Annotated in this window: 13 protein-coding genes; 6 read left to right on the top strand and 7 right to left on the bottom strand. The window is 64.8% G+C overall.

Annotated features, from left to right (window positions below):
• Positions 1–11 precede the first annotated feature (11 nt).
• The 5 genes from VGH68_RS24600 to VGH68_RS24580 all read left to right on the top strand — a co-directional run bounded on the left by VGH68_RS24600 (position 12) and on the right by VGH68_RS24580 (position 5,264).
• Positions 12–275, top strand: a complete 264-nt coding sequence (locus VGH68_RS24600) for a type B 50S ribosomal protein L31 (protein WP_331606317.1) — start codon at positions 12–14, stop codon at positions 273–275.
• Positions 276–604: 329 nt separating this feature from the next.
• A complete protein-coding gene (locus VGH68_RS24595; protein ID WP_331606315.1) occupies positions 605–2,362 on the top strand; it encodes a glycosyltransferase family 39 protein in 1,758 nt (585 codons plus the stop codon).
• A gap of 2 nt (positions 2,363–2,364) precedes the next feature.
• Entirely contained in the window at positions 2,365–3,750 is a 1,386-nt protein-coding gene (locus VGH68_RS24590) for an MATE family efflux transporter (protein WP_331606314.1), read from the top strand.
• Between the two features lie 161 nt (positions 3,751–3,911).
• Positions 3,912–4,538, top strand: a complete 627-nt coding sequence (locus tag VGH68_RS24585; protein ID WP_331606313.1) for a ComEA family DNA-binding protein — start codon at positions 3,912–3,914, stop codon at positions 4,536–4,538.
• Between the two features lie 291 nt (positions 4,539–4,829).
• A complete protein-coding gene (locus tag VGH68_RS24580; RefSeq protein WP_331606312.1) occupies positions 4,830–5,264 on the top strand; it encodes a YidB family protein in 435 nt (144 codons plus the stop codon).
• Positions 5,265–5,435: 171 nt separating this feature from the next.
• On the opposite strand, the gene clpB is transcribed toward VGH68_RS24580, so the two are convergent.
• On the bottom strand, positions 5,436–8,033 hold the full coding sequence (clpB, locus tag VGH68_RS24575; RefSeq protein ID WP_331606311.1) for an ATP-dependent chaperone ClpB: 2,598 nt from the start codon (positions 8,031–8,033) through the stop codon (positions 5,436–5,438).
• A gap of 449 nt (positions 8,034–8,482) precedes the next feature.
• On the opposite strand from clpB, the gene VGH68_RS24570 reads away from it, so the two are divergent.
• Complete coding sequence (locus VGH68_RS24570) at positions 8,483–9,025, top strand: group III truncated hemoglobin (protein ID WP_331606310.1); 543 nt, start codon at positions 8,483–8,485, stop codon at positions 9,023–9,025.
• A 57-nt stretch (positions 9,026–9,082) separates the two neighbouring features.
• On the opposite strand, the gene moaE is transcribed toward VGH68_RS24570, so the two are convergent.
• From moaE to VGH68_RS24540, 6 genes are all read right to left on the bottom strand, one after another.
• Positions 9,083–9,559 (bottom strand): molybdopterin synthase catalytic subunit MoaE, encoded by a 477-nt coding sequence (gene moaE, locus VGH68_RS24565; RefSeq protein ID WP_331606309.1) that lies wholly within the window; start codon positions 9,557–9,559, stop codon positions 9,083–9,085.
• A gap of 47 nt (positions 9,560–9,606) precedes the next feature.
• Positions 9,607–9,864, bottom strand: coding sequence for a molybdopterin converting factor subunit 1 (gene moaD, locus VGH68_RS24560; RefSeq protein WP_331606308.1), 258 nt, complete (start codon positions 9,862–9,864; stop codon positions 9,607–9,609).
• A 34-nt stretch (positions 9,865–9,898) separates the two neighbouring features.
• Entirely contained in the window at positions 9,899–11,170 is a 1,272-nt protein-coding gene (gene glp, locus VGH68_RS24555) for a gephyrin-like molybdotransferase Glp (protein WP_331606307.1), read from the bottom strand.
• A 365-nt stretch (positions 11,171–11,535) separates the two neighbouring features.
• A complete protein-coding gene (gene thrC, locus VGH68_RS24550) occupies positions 11,536–12,987 on the bottom strand; it encodes a threonine synthase (protein ID WP_331606306.1) in 1,452 nt (483 codons plus the stop codon).
• Between the two features lie 8 nt (positions 12,988–12,995).
• Entirely contained in the window at positions 12,996–14,327 is a 1,332-nt protein-coding gene (locus VGH68_RS24545; RefSeq protein ID WP_331606305.1) for a homoserine dehydrogenase, read from the bottom strand.
• An 82-nt stretch (positions 14,328–14,409) separates the two neighbouring features.
• Complete coding sequence (locus tag VGH68_RS24540; RefSeq protein WP_331606316.1) at positions 14,410–15,657, bottom strand: pyridoxal phosphate-dependent aminotransferase; 1,248 nt, start codon at positions 15,655–15,657, stop codon at positions 14,410–14,412.
• Between the last annotated feature and the right edge of the window lie 80 nt (positions 15,658–15,737).

The raw sequence follows: 15,737 nt of genomic DNA, 5'->3' as shown, positions 1-15,737 counted from the left end.
AAGGAAAGACCATGAAAGAAGGCATTCACCCGGATTACCGCGAAGTCCTGTTCGTCGATATGTCGAACGACTTCAGGTTCGTGACGCGCTCGACCATCCAGACGCGCGAAACCGCCGAATTCAACGGCAAGACCTACCCGCTCGCGAAGGTCGAAGTGTCGTCGGAATCGCACCCGTACTACACCGGCCAGCAGAAGATCATGGACACGGCCGGCCGCGTCGAGAAGTTCAACAAGAAGTTCGGCACGCGCGCTTCGGGCAAGGTAGCAAAGTAATATCCGCATCGTCGCCGGCCTCGAGCCGGCAGCGAAGCAAACATGAAGGGCAGCGCGAGCTGCCCTTTTTTGTCGCGCGCGCCCGTCGCTGGGGGCCGGCGCCGACCTGACGCTTGCACGAACCGGCCGCGCACAACCAGGAGCGCAAGCCCTGCTCGACGCCTATCCACCGTGCCGTGTTACAGCTTTCGCAACGACGTTGCCGGTCGTTACTGGCCGTGACGGGCATCGCGCGCCACGACTACAATGCCGCATGCTCCAGACGGGCCATCCGGCCTGACGCGCCCTGCGGCCCCGTCTGTATCGCTTCTCCAATACCCACACACCGCATGAGACCTGTCGTTCGCCTCACCGCTTCAGCGACCAGTGCATTGCCGCGCTGGCTGCTGCTGGCCATCTGTATCGTCTATGCGTCGTTCGGCCTGTTCGGCCGCGACCCGTGGAAGAACGAGGACGCAGCCGGCTTCGGTGTCATGTGGACGATGGCCAATGGCGGCGCGCACGACTGGCTACTGCCGAATCTGGTCGGCAAATATCTGACCGAGGACGGACCGCTCGGCTACTGGCTCGGCGCTAGCGCGATCCGCCTACTCGCGCCGTGGGTCGATGCGAGCAACGCGTCGCGCGTGTTCACCGGCCTGCTGTTCTGCGCAGGCTGCGCGTTTGTCTGGTACGCCGCCTATCTGCTCGGACGGCGCGCCGAAGTCCAGCCCTTCAAGTATGCGTTCGGCGGTGAGCCCGAACCGCGCGACTACGGCCGCACCCTCGCCGACGGCGCGCTGCTGATTCTGCTTGCCTGCTTCGGCCTCGCCGAGCGCGGCCATGAGACCACCCCGCAACTCGCGCAATTCGTCTGCATCGCGATTCTCGTGTACGGCCTCGTGCGGATGATCGACAAGCCGATCCAAGGCGCGCTGATCTGGGGCCTCGCGATCGGCCTCGTCACGCTCGCGAGCAGTCCGGTGCTGGTCGGCGCGCTGCTGCTCGGCACGCTGGCGATGACGCTGATCGTGCGCGAAACGCGCTCGCGCTGGCTGCTGATCGCCGGCCTGCCGGTCGCGCTGATGCTCGCCGTGTCGTGGCCTATCGGCGCACTTGCCGCTTTCCCCGACGACGCGGTGTGGTATCTGAACCAGTGGCTGCATGTAAGCCTGAGCTCGTTCGCGGGACCGCCGGGCTCGGTCGCCGGCTATGCGCTGAAAAATCTGCCGCTGTTCACGTGGCCCGCATGGCCGCTCGCGCTGTGGTCGTGGTTCAGCTGGAAGGGGTTGCGACGCGCGCCGCACGTGGCGATTCCGCTGTCGGTCATCGGACCGCTGTTCGTGCTCGTCGTGCTGCAAAGCCATCAGTCGAACCGGCTGTACATGCTGTTGCTGCCGCCGCTCGCGGTACTGGCCACCTTCGCGCTGCCGACGCTCAAGCGCGGCGCGATCAATGCGATCGACTGGTTCGCGCTGCTCAGTTTCACGATTCTCGGCAGCTTCGTGTGGCTGGTATACGTGGCCAGTCTCACCGGCTTCCCGCATCCGCTCGCGCGCAACCTTGCACGGCTCGCGCCGGGTTACGTGCCGCAGTTCAAGATCCTGTCGTTCGTGTGCGCGGTCGCGGTGACCGTCTGCTGGTTCGTGCTGGTGCGCTGGCGTCTCGCGCGTCATCCGAAGGTGCTGTGGCGCAGCGTCGTGCTGTCGAGCGCAGGCACGACGCTGATGTGGGTGCTGCTGATGACCCTATGGCTGCCGGTCGTCAACTACAGCCGGACCTATCGTGACGTCGCGCAGCAGATCGCGAGTCACCTGCCCGACGACTACACATGCATTGCGCCAGTGCGGCTCGGCAATGCACAGATTGCCACCTTCGCGTATTTCGGCGACATGCACTTCGCGTTCGACCAGGACTGCGACGTGATCCTGCGCCAGGACACGCAGGACTACGGCGACCCGAGCGCCATGCCGGACTACATCTGGAAGCTGGTCTGGGAAGGCCGGCGCGCGGCCGACCGCGACGAGCGCTTCCGCCTGTACGTGCGCATCGACCGCCCGAAGCCGCCGCCGCACAAGCGCCGCAGCTGGCACAAGAAGCTCGGCTGACGATGTTCGCCGACGTACGGAAAATCGCCGCGCTCGCGTGGCCCGTATTGATCGGCCAGTTGGCCATCATCGCGTTTGGCGTGCTCGATACGGCGATGGTGGGCCGCTACTCGGCGGTCGATCTGGCTGCGCTCGGCCTCGGTTCGTCGATCTACGTGTCGGTCTACATCGGTCTCACCGGCATCCTGACCGCACTGCAGCCGATCACCGCGCAACTGTACGGCGCGCGCCGTTACGCCGAAATCGGCGAGGAAGTGCGCCAGTCGTTCTGGCTCGCGGCGGCGCTGACCGTCGCCGGCTTTCTGATCCTGTTCTTCCCCGGGCCGCTGCTGAATCTGTCGCGGGTGCCGGATGCGCTGCACGAGCGCACGCTCTCCTATCTGAGGATTCTCGCGTTCGGGCTGCCCGCCGGGCTCGCGTTTCGCATCTACAGTTCGGTCGCCAATGCGCTCGGCAAACCGCGGCTCGTGATGTTCCTGCAGGTCGCCGCACTGCTGCTGAAGGTTCCGCTCAATCTATGGTTCATTTTTGGCGGGCTGCGCGTGCCAGCGTTGGGCGGTCCTGGCTGCGCGCTCGCCAGCACACTGCTCAACTGGATCCTCGCGGCGCTCGGCATGCTGCTGCTCGCGCGCGTCGACGACTTCAGGACGCTCGGCATTTTCACGCACTTCTGCTGGCCGGCCTGGCGGCGTCAGGTCGCGCAGTTGCGGCTCGGCATTCCGATGGGGCTGTCGTATCTGATCGAGGTCACCTCCTACACGTTCATGGCGCTCTTTATAGCGCGCTTCGGTACGACCACGCTCGCCGGTCATCAGATTGCCGGCAACATCGGCGCCGTGCTGTATATGACGCCGCTGTCGATCGGCATCGCCTCGTCGACGCTAGTCGCGCAGGCGCTCGGCGCGCATCGGCCGGAAGCGGCGCGCACGCTGTCGCGTCACGGCATCGCGATGGCCGTTGCGATCGCGTGCTGCTACGCGGCGCTCGTGCTCGTGTTGCGGCCATACATCATCGCCGGCTATACGACGAACGCTCAGGTCGCGGCCGCGGCGCTGCCGCTGGTGCTGATCGTCGCCTGCTATCACCTGTTCGACGCGTTGCAGATCACGACCGCGTTCGTGCTGCGCGCGTACAAGGTCGCGGTCGTGCCGACCGTCATCTATGCGGTAGCCCTATGGGGTGTGGGGCTCGGCGGCGGCTACGCGCTCGGCTTCGATACGACCGGCCTCACGCCGACGTGGTTGACGGGCGCGCGCGGCTTCTGGGTCGCGAATACCACGAGTCTCGCGATTGCCGGGATCGGTCTGCTCGCATACTGGCGGGTCGTGAGCCGGCGGTATTTGCGCGCGGATGACGGCGGGCGCGCCGATTCGGAGCAAAAGCTTTAAATAGTGTCCACCGCGATTTACTTGTCGCATATCGATCGGTATAAATCGTCCGGGTTGCAATTAAGGGCCCGCGATTTGTCCTATGCTTTAACGCAGCGTCCGCTGACAGAATGCGCCGTCCGTTCCCGGCTAATTTTTTCGCCCTCAATGGAGTGCTTGCCATGCTGAAGAAGCTTCTGATGCTTTGCATTGCGGTGGCTTTGTCGCTGTCGGCCGGATTTGCCGCGGCCGTCGAAGTGAATACCGCCGATCAGGCCGCGCTCGAATCGGTCAAGGGTATCGGCCCCGTCCATGCGAAAGCGATCCTCGATGAACGCACGAAAAACGGTCCGTTCAAGAATGCCGACGATCTCGCCGCCCGCGTGAAGGGCATCGGCCAGAAATCGGTCGCCAATCTCGAAGCGGCTGGCCTGACGATCAACGGTTCGTCGGCGCCGCCGACCGGCGCGAAGCCGCCGACGAAGCCAGGCGGCGCGGCCAGCACGAAGGCGGAAGCGGCGGCTCCAGCCGCCAGCAGAACGACCCCGGCACCTGCGGCGGCGGCGGCCGCACCAGCCGCACCCGGTGCGCAGGCTGCGACCACCGCGCCGGCCGCGTCTGAACAAGCGTCCGGTGCGAAGACGTCGAAATCCAGGAAGAACAAAAAAGCCGTCGCGGCCGAAACGGCGGCGGCTTCGGCACCCGCCGCGGCGGCCAGCGCGCCGGCCGATGCATCGGGTAGCAAAGCCTCAAAAAAGAAGGCGAAGAAGAGCAAGGCGGCGTCAGCCGCCGCGGCGTCCGGCGCGTAATACGGGCGAAGCCGCCGTGAGCGCGCCCTGAACCCGCGCTGCGTCCGTGCCGACGCTGCAGCGGGCCCCACGCGCTCTACCGCATAGAAGCCACGCAGTCGAGCAACACCGGAAACACCGCAGCAACGAGTGGCTGGCAGCATCGCGAACACCGTGCGACGCACGACGACACCACCGTGCCGCACGCAAACGCACCGCCCCGCCGCCCTCCGTTTTTCCGCGCCGCGCACCCGCGCGGCGTTTCAACCCGCCAGGCCGTCAGGTACGTGCCGGCATTCAAGAGAGACCGTCATGAGCCTACTCGACACCATCGGTTCCCTGCTCGGCAAGTCGCCAGAAGGCGGCGGCCAGCCAGCGCTGATCGCAGCCGCGCTCGAATTCGTCAATAACCAGCCGGGCGGCCTGAACGGGCTGATTCAGCGTTTCCAGGAAAAGGGCCTTGGCGACGTCGTGTCGTCATGGGTCGGCAACGGCGAAAACCAGCCGATCGCGCCCGATGCGCTGCACGGTGTGCTCGGTTCGCAAGCGGTCACCGACCTCGCGGCCAAGGCCGGCGTCCAGCCGGATCAGGTGACGGGTTTGCTGTCGCAGATCCTGCCGCACGTCGTCAACGCGGCCACGCCGGACGGCCAGGTGCCGGCCGGCGGCCAACTGAACGCGACCACCGTGCTCGGCGCGCTGGGTGGCCTGGCGGCGCTGTTCGGCAACAACAAGGGCAACGCGTAAAAACGCTGCCGACCGGCGGTTGGCGGTGCACGACGCCCGCTCACGACCGCTGGGCATAAAAAAACGGCAACGAAGTTTCCTTCATTGCCGTTTTTTAACGTCGATTGAAACGGCTCGACCGCCGCCGCTTCAACCGCCGATTCTTCGTGCGCGGTGCGCAATGCTCAACGCTCAGTGCACCACGCGTTCGAACACGAGCTTGCCGTCCTGAATCTCGACGGGAATCACATCCTTCGGACCGAACTTGCCGGCCAGGATCAGCTTCGCGACCGGGTTCTCGATCTCCTGCTGGATTGCACGCTTCAACGGCCGCGCGCCGAACAGCGGGTCATAGCCGACCTTGCCGATGTGCTCGAGTGCGCCGTCCGACACCACCAGCTGCATTTCGAGCTTCGCCAGCCGCTCGTGCAGACGCTGCAACTGGATCTGCGCGATCGACTGGATGTTCGAGCGATCGAGCGCATGGAACACCACCACGTCGTCGATCCGGTTCAGGAACTCGGGACGGAAGTGCAGTTTCACCTCTTCCCACACCGCGTCCTTGACCGCTTCCTGCGATTCGCCGACCATCGACTGGATCACCTGCGAACCGAGGTTCGAGGTCATCACGATCACCGTGTTCTTGAAGTCCACGGTGCGGCCCTGGCCATCGGTCATGCGGCCGTCGTCGAGCACCTGCAACAGCACGTTGAACACGTCCGGATGCGCCTTCTCGATCTCGTCGAGCAGGATCACGCTATACGGCTTGCGGCGCACCGCCTCGGTCAGGTAACCGCCTTCCTCATAGCCGACGTAGCCGGGCGGCGCGCCGATCAGACGCGCGACGCTGTGCTTTTCCATGAATTCGCTCATGTCGATACGGATCAGGTGATCTTCCGAATCGAACAGGAACGACGCCAACGCCTTGCACAGCTCGGTCTTGCCTACGCCGGTCGGGCCGAGGAACAGGAACGAACCGTACGGCCGGTTCGGATCCGACAGACCCGCGCGCGAACGACGGATCGCATCGGCGACCGCATTGATCGCCTCGTCCTGCCCGATCACCCGCTCATGCAGTTTCGATTCGATCTGCAGCAGCTTTTCGCGCTCGCCCTGCATCATGCGCGACACAGGAATACCGGTGGCACGCGACACGACCTCAGCGATTTCTTCCGCTCCGACCTGGGTGCGCAGCAGCCGCAGACGCTTCGGACTGTTCTGCTCCTCGGCCTCGGCGCGCGTGACTTCCTTCAGTTGCGCCTCGAGCCCCGGCAGCTTGCCGTACTGCAGCTCGGCGACCTTTTCGAGCTTGCCTTCGCGCTGCAGACGCGTGATTTCCGCACGCGTTTTCTCGATCTCTTCCTTCAGCTGCGCACTGCCCTGCACCGCCGCCTTTTCCGCGGTCCAGATTTCCTCGAGATCCGAATATTCGCGATTCAGGCGCTCGATTTCCTCTTCGATCAGTTGCAGACGCTTTTGCGACGCTTCGTCCTTCTCCTTCTTCACGGCCTCGCGTTCGATCTTCAACTGGATCAGACGGCGGTCGAGCCGGTCCATCTCTTCCGGCTTCGAGTCGATTTCCATCTTGATCTTCGAGGCCGCTTCGTCGATCAGATCGATCGCCTTGTCCGGCAGGAAGCGGTCCGTGATGTAGCGATGCGACAGCTCGGCGGCCGCGACGATCGCCGGGTCGGTGATGTCGACACCGTGGTGCAGTTCATAGCGCTCCTGCAGACCGCGCAGGATCGCGATGGTCGCCTCGACCGACGGCTCGTCGACCAGCACCTTCTGGAAGCGCCGCTCGAGCGCGGCATCCTTCTCGATGTATTTGCGGTATTCGTCGAGCGTGGTCGCGCCGACGCAATGCAGCTCGCCACGCGAGAGCGCCGGCTTCAGCATGTTGCCCGCATCCATTGCGCCTTCGGCCTTGCCGGCACCGACCATCGTATGGATTTCGTCGATGAAGACGATGGTTTGCCCTTCGTCCTTTGCGATGTCGTTGAGCACGGCCTTCAACCGCTCTTCGAACTCGCCGCGATACTTCGCGCCCGCCAGCAGTGCGGCCATGTCGAGCGACAGCACGCGCTTGTTCTTCAGCGTTTCCGGCACCTCGCCATTGACGATGCGCTGCGCGAGTCCTTCGACGATCGCGGTCTTGCCGACGCCCGGCTCGCCGATCAGCACCGGGTTGTTCTTGGTGCGGCGTTGCAGGATCTGGATCGAACGGCGGATTTCGTCGTCGCGGCCGATCACCGGATCGAGCTTGCCGGCGCGCGCGCGCTCGGTCAGGTCGATCGTGTATTTCTTCAGCGCCTCGCGCTGGCTTTCGGCGTCCTGGCTATGCACCTGCGAGCCGCCACGCACCGCGGCGATCGCGGTTTCGAGCGACTTGCGCGACAGCCCATGTTCGCGCGCCAGACGGCCGGCTTCGCCTTTGTCGTCGGCGATCGCGAGCAGGAACATCTCGCTCGCGATGAACGTGTCGTTGAGCTTCTGCGCTTCCTTGTCGGCCTGGTTCAATAGCCCGGTCAGTTCGCGGCCGATCTGCACGTTGCCGTCGGTGCCCTGCACTTGTGGCAGCCGCGTGATCGCATCGTTGAGCGCGGTTTGCAGCGGCTGCACATGGACGCCGGCGCGCGACAGCAGCGAGCGCGCGGAGCCGTCCTGCTGCGCGACGAGCGCGGACAGTACGTGCACCGGCTCGATATATTGATTGTCGTGGCCGACGGCCAGACTTTGAGCGTCCGCCAATGCTTCCTGAAATTTAGTGGTGAGTTTGTCGATTCTCATCAAGAGACCTCCAATTTCGATTACCACCAAAATGAGGCGTTTTATTCGCGTTTCAAGCGTTTTTCCGGCCTTGACCGCAACTATTTAACGTTTGAGCGAAAGGCGCGAAGCAGGCGAGCCGGGCCGCGTCGATAACCGTGTCCGCTCAATGGTTGGCACGGACGGCGGCCAGGCTCAGGGGCTAAGATGACTGTCACACGGCATCTGCCCTCGTATCGTCGTACGTCGCCATGGTAACGTCTGCCGCGTCGATCGTTCATACGACAAGCACGGGTTCGGGGTCTTTTTCGCTCGCTGATGCGCTGCTTCGCGCGACCGCCCCGCTTGTCCGCAGCTTGTCTGCCGATCGCACCGATCGCACCGATCGCACCGCGTTCCGGCGATTGCCCACCGCGCGTGCGATGGCAACAGCCGGCCGCTGTCAGCAACCGCATCTTTCTGGAACTCGCATGAATCCATCCTTCCCCGCCGCGCCGCCGGTGGAGCGCGCGGACGAACCGACCGACGCGAATATCCGCGATCTCGTCTACGGCTTTTACGATCGCGTGCGCGCCGATCCGCTGCTCGGGCCCGTGTTCGACGCGAAGCTCGCGGGCCGCTGGGACGATCATCTGCCGAAGATGTGCACCTTCTGGAGCAGCCTCGTACTCGGTGCGAAACAGTATCGCGGCAATGTGCAGCAGGCGCATCAGCCGCTCGAAGGCATCGAGCCTCAGCATTTCAGCCGATGGCTGTATCTGTTTCTCGATACGGTCGAATCGCGCTATCAGCCGGCCGCCGCGGTGCGCTTCATGGAGCCCGCGCTGCGCATCGCACAAAGCCTGCAGTTGAGCCGTTTTGGCTGGGATTACAAGATTCCGGCGGAGCAGCAGGCGCTGCTCGATCGGGTCGCGCCGAAGCGCCGGTCGCGCGACGGCGATGAGGATCACCCGGCACGGCCGGCCGGCGAACCGTTTCCGGTACCGATCATCGGCCGTTCGCAAGACGACTGAAGATGTCGGGCCCGGCTCAGGCCGATCGCGTGAGCGGCCTCGCCGCTTGCGACCCGCCTATTTCGCGCTCTGGTTCCCGGATTCGATGCCCCAGCGCGCGAGCGCCGCGTCGTCCGTCACCCGCGCATCGACCCAGCGCTCGCCCGAGTCGGTCTTCTCCTTCTTCCAGAATGGCGCCTCGGTCTTCAGATAGTCCATCACGAACTCACACGACGCGAACGCGTCGCCGCGATGCGCGGCCGTCGTCGCGACGAGCACGATCTGATCGAGCGGATAGAGCTTGCCGACCCGATGCACGATCTGCACCTCGATGCCCGGCCAACGTGCACGCGCGCGCTCGACGATCGCCTCCAGCGACTTCTCCGTCATGCCCGGATAGTGCTCGAGCTCCATTGTCTCGACGGTGCTGCCTTCGTTCAGATCGCGTACCGTGCCGACGAAGCATGCGACCGCGCCGATCTTTGGATTGCGCGCGCGCAGCGCGGCCACTTCGGCGCTGAGGTCGAAATCTTCGGTCTGGACGCGAACGGGCATGGACGGCTCCTGGGATCTTCTGTCTGGCTAACGGCGCTGCGCCGTGTTCAGCCGCCCGTCACGGGCGGAAAGAACGCGACCTCGCAGCCCTCGGTGATGCGCGTGCCGGCGCCGGTCATCTCGTGATTACAGGCCATGCGCAGCGCGCGGCCTTCGGCGAGCGTCTCTGCCCAGATGCCGCCGCGCACGCGCAACCACGCGCGCACATCGCCGACGGTCGCAACGCCGTCGGGGACGTCGACGGTTTCGCCGGATCTGTTGAGCGCTTCACGCACGCTCGCGAAGTATCGGAGTTCAATCTTCATCGGGATGGCGCCGGTCTGCGATGCAGCGCCGGCCTCAGTTCAGCAGTTCGGAAAATGGAATGAAGCGCACGGTCTCACCGGCGCTGATTGCGTGGTTCGGCGGATTATCGATCAGACCGTCGCCCCAGACGGTGGAAGTCAACACCGCGGAGCTCTGGTTCGGAAACAGATCGAGACCGCCCGCCGCGTTCACGCGCGCGCGCAGCCACTCGTTGCGGCGATCGGCCTTGCGCTGCGTGAAGTCGGCGCGCAGCGACAGCGCGCGCGGCGCAACCGCGTGCACGCCGGCCAGACGCAGCACGAACGGCCGCACGAACAGCAGGAACGTGACAAAGGTCGACACCGGATTGCCGGGCAGACCGATGAAAAACGTTTCGGCCGCGGCCGGCGATGTTGCCGATGCCGCGGTGGCCGCGCTCGACGTGGTGGCCGACCCTGCCGCGTCACCGGCGCCACGGCGCACCGCGCCGAAAGCGAGCGGCTTGCCAGGCTTCATTGCAATCTGCCACATCGACAGATGCCCTTCGGCCTCGACCGCCGGCTTCACGTGATCCTCCTCGCCCACCGACACGCCACCGCTGGTCAGGATCAGGTCGTGCGCGTGAGCGGCTTCGCGCAGCGTCGCGCGGGTCGCGTCGAATTGATCGGGGACGATGCCGTAGTCGGTCACTTCGCAACCGAGATTGTCGAGCAGGCCGCGCAACGTGAACCGATTTGAGTTGTAGATCGCGCCCGCTTTCAGCGGTTCGCCTGGCATCGTCAGCTCGTCTCCGGTGAAGAATACGGCGACCTTCACGCGGCGGCGCACGTCGAGCGCCGCGCAACCGACCGACGCAGCCAGCCCCAGCGCCTGCGGTGTGAGTCGCGTGCCGGCCGGCAGAATCACCGAACCCGCGCGAATGTCCGCGCCCTGCGCGGTGATCCACTCGCCCGCCTGCGGCCGATGCACGATCGTGACTTCCTCGCCAGCCGCCTCGGTTTGCTCCTGCATCACGACCGCGTCGGCGCCGGGCGGCACCGTCGCGCCGGTGAAAATGCGCGCCGCGCTCGCGGGTGCGAGCGGCGTCGGCGCATGGCCGGCCGGGATCCGTTGCGAGACCGGCAGGCAGCTGCGATGCGCGAGGTCGGCGATACGGACCGCGTAGCCGTCCATCGCGCTCGTGTTCATCGGCGGGACATCGAGCGGGGACGTCACATCGACGGACAGCACCCGGTTCAGCGCATCGAGCGTCGGAATCGATTCAGTGCCGTCGATCGGGCGCGCGGCGTCGAGCAGAATCGCTAACGCGTCGGCAGTGGCTAGCATCGGTGCACGGGGCGTGGGGGTGGACATCTCGTTCGAAGCCGCAGGTTAAAAGAATATTGTAACGGCCGATGCGGTCAGCCTGGCGGCCTGACGCCATCGCGAGTTCTTGCACTGACTGACCGGCGCGTGGCCGCGACAGTGCGAGGCTGGCGCGGTGTGGTGGATGCGACACGTCGATCAGCGCGAATCGACTTCGGGGCCTTCGATGTCGCGTGAGCCGTGAAGCGGCCAACGCGGAGCTCGGTGCGCGTCGCGGCTTGCCGGCGTTGCCGGGGAGCAAAGCCGGACTTGCCGCTCATCGGCACACCTTGTGCCCCGCCAGCTGCCGGCCAGCTGCCCACTCAGGCGTGGGCCTATTCACTGGCCTATGCGCCCGTATGGGCGACGATAAAGTCCTTCACCCGCTGCGCATCCGCGGGCACGACCTCGAAACGCTGCGGCAGCGCCTCCAGCCCCGAAAACGCCGCCGGACGCTCCGGTTCGCGCAGCAGCGCTTCGCGGATGGTCTCGCCGAACTTGATCGGCTGCGCGGTCTCCAGCACGATCATCGGGATGCCCGGCTGCAGATGCTCGCGCGCGACCTTCACGCCATCGGCGGTATGCGTGTCGATCATCGTGTCGTAACGTTGGAACACGTCGCGGATCGCGTCGACGCGGGCGTCGTGACTGCTGCTGCCGGACACGAAACCGAACTCCCGTACGCGTGCAAAGTCACCGCTCGCCGCCAGGTCGAAACCGCCCTTCTCCTCGACGTCACGGAACAGTTGCAGCACGCGCGCCGGATCGCGGCCCAGCAGATCGAACACGAAACGCTCGAAATTCGACGCCTTCGAGATGTCCATGCTCGGGCTGCTGGTGTGATAGGTCTCGGCCGCCTTGCGCACGCGGTAGATGCCGGTGCGGAAGAACTCGTCGAGCACGTCGTTTTCATTGGTTGCGACGACGAGCTTCTGGATCGGCAGACCCATCATGCGCGCGATATGCCCCGCGCACACGTTGCCGAAGTTGCCCGACGGCACCGTGAACGACACACGCTCGTCATTCGATTTCGTCGCGGCAAAGTAGCCCTTGAAGTAGTAGACGACCTGCGCGACGACGCGTGCCCAGTTGATCGAATTGACGGTGCCGATCTTGTACTTCGCCTTGAACGAATGATCGTTCGACACGGCCTTGACGATGTCCTGTGCGTCGTCGAACACGCCTTCCACCGCGAGGTTGAAGATGTTCGGGTCTTGCAGGCTGTACATCTGCGCGGTCTGGAACGCACTCATCTTGCGGTACGGCGACAGCATGAACACACGGATGCCCTGCTTGCCACGCATCGCGTATTCGGCGGCGCTGCCGGTGTCGCCGGAGGTCGCGCCGAGAATGTTCAGCGTCTCGCCGTGCCTCGCCAGCGCATACTCGAACAGGTTGCCGATCAACTGCATCGCCATGTCCTTGAACGCGAGCGTCGGCCCGTTCGACAGTTCGAGCAGCGACAGCGGCGCGCCGTCTTCGACGCCCAGTGTCTTCAGCGGCGTGATCTGCGCGGCGCTTTCGTCGTCGCGCACGTTGCAGTACGTGGCGGCCGTATAGGTTTTGCGCGTGAGCGCGCGCAGATCGTCGGCGGGAATGTCGTCGCAGAACTTCGACAGGATCTCGAACGCGAGGTCCGCGTACGGCAGCGTGCGCCAGCGTGTGAGTTCGTCCGGGCTGACGCGCGGGTATTCAGCGGGCAGGTACAGCCCGCCATCTTTCGCGAGACCGCCGAGCAGGATCTCGGAGAAGGTGTGGCGCTCGCCGGCCCCGGCGCCGCGCGTGGAGAGGTAGTTCATAGTTCGGCCTAGTTCAGCGCTTCCATGCGCAGCTTGGTGACTTGCGAGACGACGGTTTTCAGCGCTTCGATCGTTTGGATCGCCGCGTTGACGTGCTTTTCGACCGTTTCGTGCGTGATCAGAATGATGTCGGTTTCGCCCTTGCCGTTCGCGTCGACCTGCTCGGATTCCTTCTGCAGCAGCGCGTCGATCGAGATGCCGGTGTCGGCCAGAATGCGCGTGATGTCGGCCAGCACGCCGGTCACGTCCGCCACCCGTAGACGCAGGTAGTAGCCGCTCGTCACCTCGTCGATTGGCAGGATCGGCGTGTTCGACAGGCGATCCGGCTGGAACGCCAGATGCGGCACACGATGCTCGGGGTCGGCCGTATGCAGGCGCGTCACGTCGACCAGATCGGCGACCACCGCCGAGGCCGTCGGCTCCGCACCCGCGCCCTTGCCGTAGTAGAGCGTCGCGCCGACCGCGTCGCCATGCACGACGACCGCGTTCATCGCGCCTTCCACATTCGCGAGCAGGCGCTTTTCCGGAATCAGCGTGGGATGCACGCGCAGCTCGATGCCCTGGTCGGTGCGGCGCGTGATACCGAGCAACTTGATCCGATAGCCGAGCTCCTCTGCGTATCTGATGTCGATCGCGGCGAGCTTGCTGATGCCTTCGACGTACGCGCGGTCGAACTGCACCGGCACGCCGAACGCGATCGCGCTCATGATCGTTACCTTGTGCGCGGCGTCGACGCCTTCGATGTCGAAGGTCGGGTCGGCTTCCGCGTAGCCGAGTTCCTGCGCGGCTTTCAGCGCGGTCGCGAAGTCGAGGCCGCGCTCGCGCATCTCCGACAGGATGTAGTTGGTCGTGCCGTTGATGATGCCCGCGATGTACTGGATCCGGTTCGCCGTCAGCCCTTCGCGCAGCGCCTTGATGATCGGAATGCCGCCCGCCACCGCCGCCTCGAACGCGACCATCACGCCGTTCGCGTGCGCCGCCTCGAAAATCTCCGTGCCATGCACCGCGAGCAGCGCCTTGTTGGCCGTGACCACGTGCTTGCCGTTTTTGATCGCGCGCAGTACCAGTTCGCGCGCGATGCCGGTGCCACCGATCATTTCCGCGACGATCGCGATCGACGGATCGTCCACCACCGCGTTGAAGTCATCGGTGAGCGCGACGCCGCCGGCTTCGCCGCCGAGCGCCGCGGCCGCCTTCGCGGGGTTGCGCACCGCAATGCGCGCAATCTCGATGCCGCGGCCCGCGCGGCGTTTGATCTCTTCCTGATTGCGGCGCAGTACCGTGAAGGTGCCGCTACCTACCGTGCCGAAGCCCAGTAGTCCAACTTTGATCGGTTCCATGCAGCCTGTGTTTCTGGTAAGTGATTAATAAAACGGAGGGCGGGTGCGGCGCGCGTCGCGCCACATCGTACGCGAAGCCGGTTCAGGCAGTATGACGTTTGCGGTAACCGTCGAGGAAACGCGCGATACGGTTGATCGAATCGGCGAGGTCGTCGACGTTTGGCAAGAACACGACGCGGAAGTGATCCGGTGTCTTCCAGTTGAAACCGGTGCCCTGGACGAGCAGCACGCGCTCTTCGAGCAGCAGATCGAGGATGAACTGCTGGTCGTTCTGGATCGGATACATCTTCGGGTCGAGACGCGGGAACATATAGAGCGCTGCTTCCGGCTTCACGCAACTCACGCCGGGGATCGCCGTCAGCATCTCGTAGGCGAGCTGGCGCTGCTTGTACAGCCGCCCGCCCGGCACGATCAGGTCGTTGATGCTCTGATAGCCGCCGAGCGCGGTCTGGATCGCATACTGGCCGGGCACGTTCGGGCACAGCCGCATCGACGCGAGAATGCCGAGACCTTCCAGATAGTCTTTGGCGAGCCGACGGTTGTCGCCGGTGAGGCCCGAAATGGCCATCCATCCAGCGCGATAGCCGCACGAGCGGTAGCTCTTCGACAGGCTGTTGAAGGTGACCGTAAGCACGTCTTCGGACAGCGACGCCATCGACGTGTGGGTTTTGCCGTCATAGACGATCTTGTCGTAGACCTCGTCGCCGAAGACCACGAGGCCGTGCTGGCGCGCGATGTCGATCAAGCCGAGCAGCAGTTCGTCGGAATACAGCGCGCCGGTCGGGTTGTTCGGGTTGATCACGACGAGCGCGCGCGTGTTCGGGGTGATCTTTGCGCGGATGTCGTCGAGATCGGGCATCCAACTATTGGACTCGTCGCAGATGTAGTGCACCGGCGTGCCGCCCGCGAGACTGACGCCGGCAGTCCACAGCGGGTAGTCGGGCGCTGGCAGCAGCACTTCGTCGCCGTCGTTGACGAGCGCCTGCAGCGCCATCACGATCAGCTCGGACGCCCCGTTGCCGATGTAGATGTCGTCCAGCTCGACGCCGGACACCCCCTTTTGCTGCGTGTAATGCATGATCGCCTTGCGCGCGGCGAACACGCCCTTCGAGTCGGAATAGCCCGACGAGCCCGGCAGGTTGCGGATCATGTCCTGAATGATCTCGTCCGGTGCCTCGAAACCGAACGGCGCGAGATTGCCGATATTCAGCTTGATGATGCGGTGGCCCTCTTCTTCGAGCCGTTTCGCATGTTCGAGGACGGGCCCGCGGATGTCATAGCAGACATTCAACAACTTGTTGGATTTGAGAATGGGTTTCACGGCGGGCAGTTCATCCTGGTTGATGGCTTGAGCAAACCTTTGGCAAACGGGACCGGCTGACGACGCCGGGCCGCCCGGATTCGCCGCTA

Origin of the sequence: Paraburkholderia sp. (genome assembly GCF_036488505.1) — a bacterium.
Classification (GTDB): domain Bacteria; phylum Pseudomonadota; class Gammaproteobacteria; order Burkholderiales; family Burkholderiaceae; genus Paraburkholderia.
The sequence above is the reverse complement of the archived record's forward strand: the minus strand, read 5'-3'. Positions and strand labels throughout refer to the sequence as shown.

Bases quoted from the DNA above. Each gene is read 5' to 3' on its own strand.
- VGH68_RS24570 (WP_331606310.1), top strand. From the start codon at position 8,483: ATGAATCCATCCTTCCCCGCCGCGCCGCCGGTGGAGCGCGCGGACGAA.
- VGH68_RS24545 (WP_331606305.1), bottom strand. From the start codon at position 14,327: ATGGAACCGATCAAAGTTGGACTACTGGGCTTCGGCACGGTAGGTAGC.
- VGH68_RS24600 (WP_331606317.1), top strand. From the start codon at position 12: ATGAAAGAAGGCATTCACCCGGATTACCGCGAAGTCCTGTTCGTCGAT.
- VGH68_RS24580 (WP_331606312.1), top strand. From the start codon at position 4,830: ATGAGCCTACTCGACACCATCGGTTCCCTGCTCGGCAAGTCGCCAGAA.
- moaD (WP_331606308.1), bottom strand. From the start codon at position 9,864: ATGAAGATTGAACTCCGATACTTCGCGAGCGTGCGTGAAGCGCTCAAC.
- moaE (WP_331606309.1), bottom strand. From the start codon at position 9,559: ATGCCCGTTCGCGTCCAGACCGAAGATTTCGACCTCAGCGCCGAAGTG.
- VGH68_RS24590 (WP_331606314.1), top strand. From the start codon at position 2,365: ATGTTCGCCGACGTACGGAAAATCGCCGCGCTCGCGTGGCCCGTATTG.
- VGH68_RS24585 (WP_331606313.1), top strand. From the start codon at position 3,912: ATGCTGAAGAAGCTTCTGATGCTTTGCATTGCGGTGGCTTTGTCGCTG.
- clpB (WP_331606311.1), bottom strand. From the start codon at position 8,033: ATGAGAATCGACAAACTCACCACTAAATTTCAGGAAGCATTGGCGGAC.
- glp (WP_331606307.1), bottom strand. From the start codon at position 11,170: ATGCTAGCCACTGCCGACGCGTTAGCGATTCTGCTCGACGCCGCGCGC.
- thrC (WP_331606306.1), bottom strand. From the start codon at position 12,987: ATGAACTACCTCTCCACGCGCGGCGCCGGGGCCGGCGAGCGCCACACC.
- VGH68_RS24595 (WP_331606315.1), top strand. From the start codon at position 605: ATGAGACCTGTCGTTCGCCTCACCGCTTCAGCGACCAGTGCATTGCCG.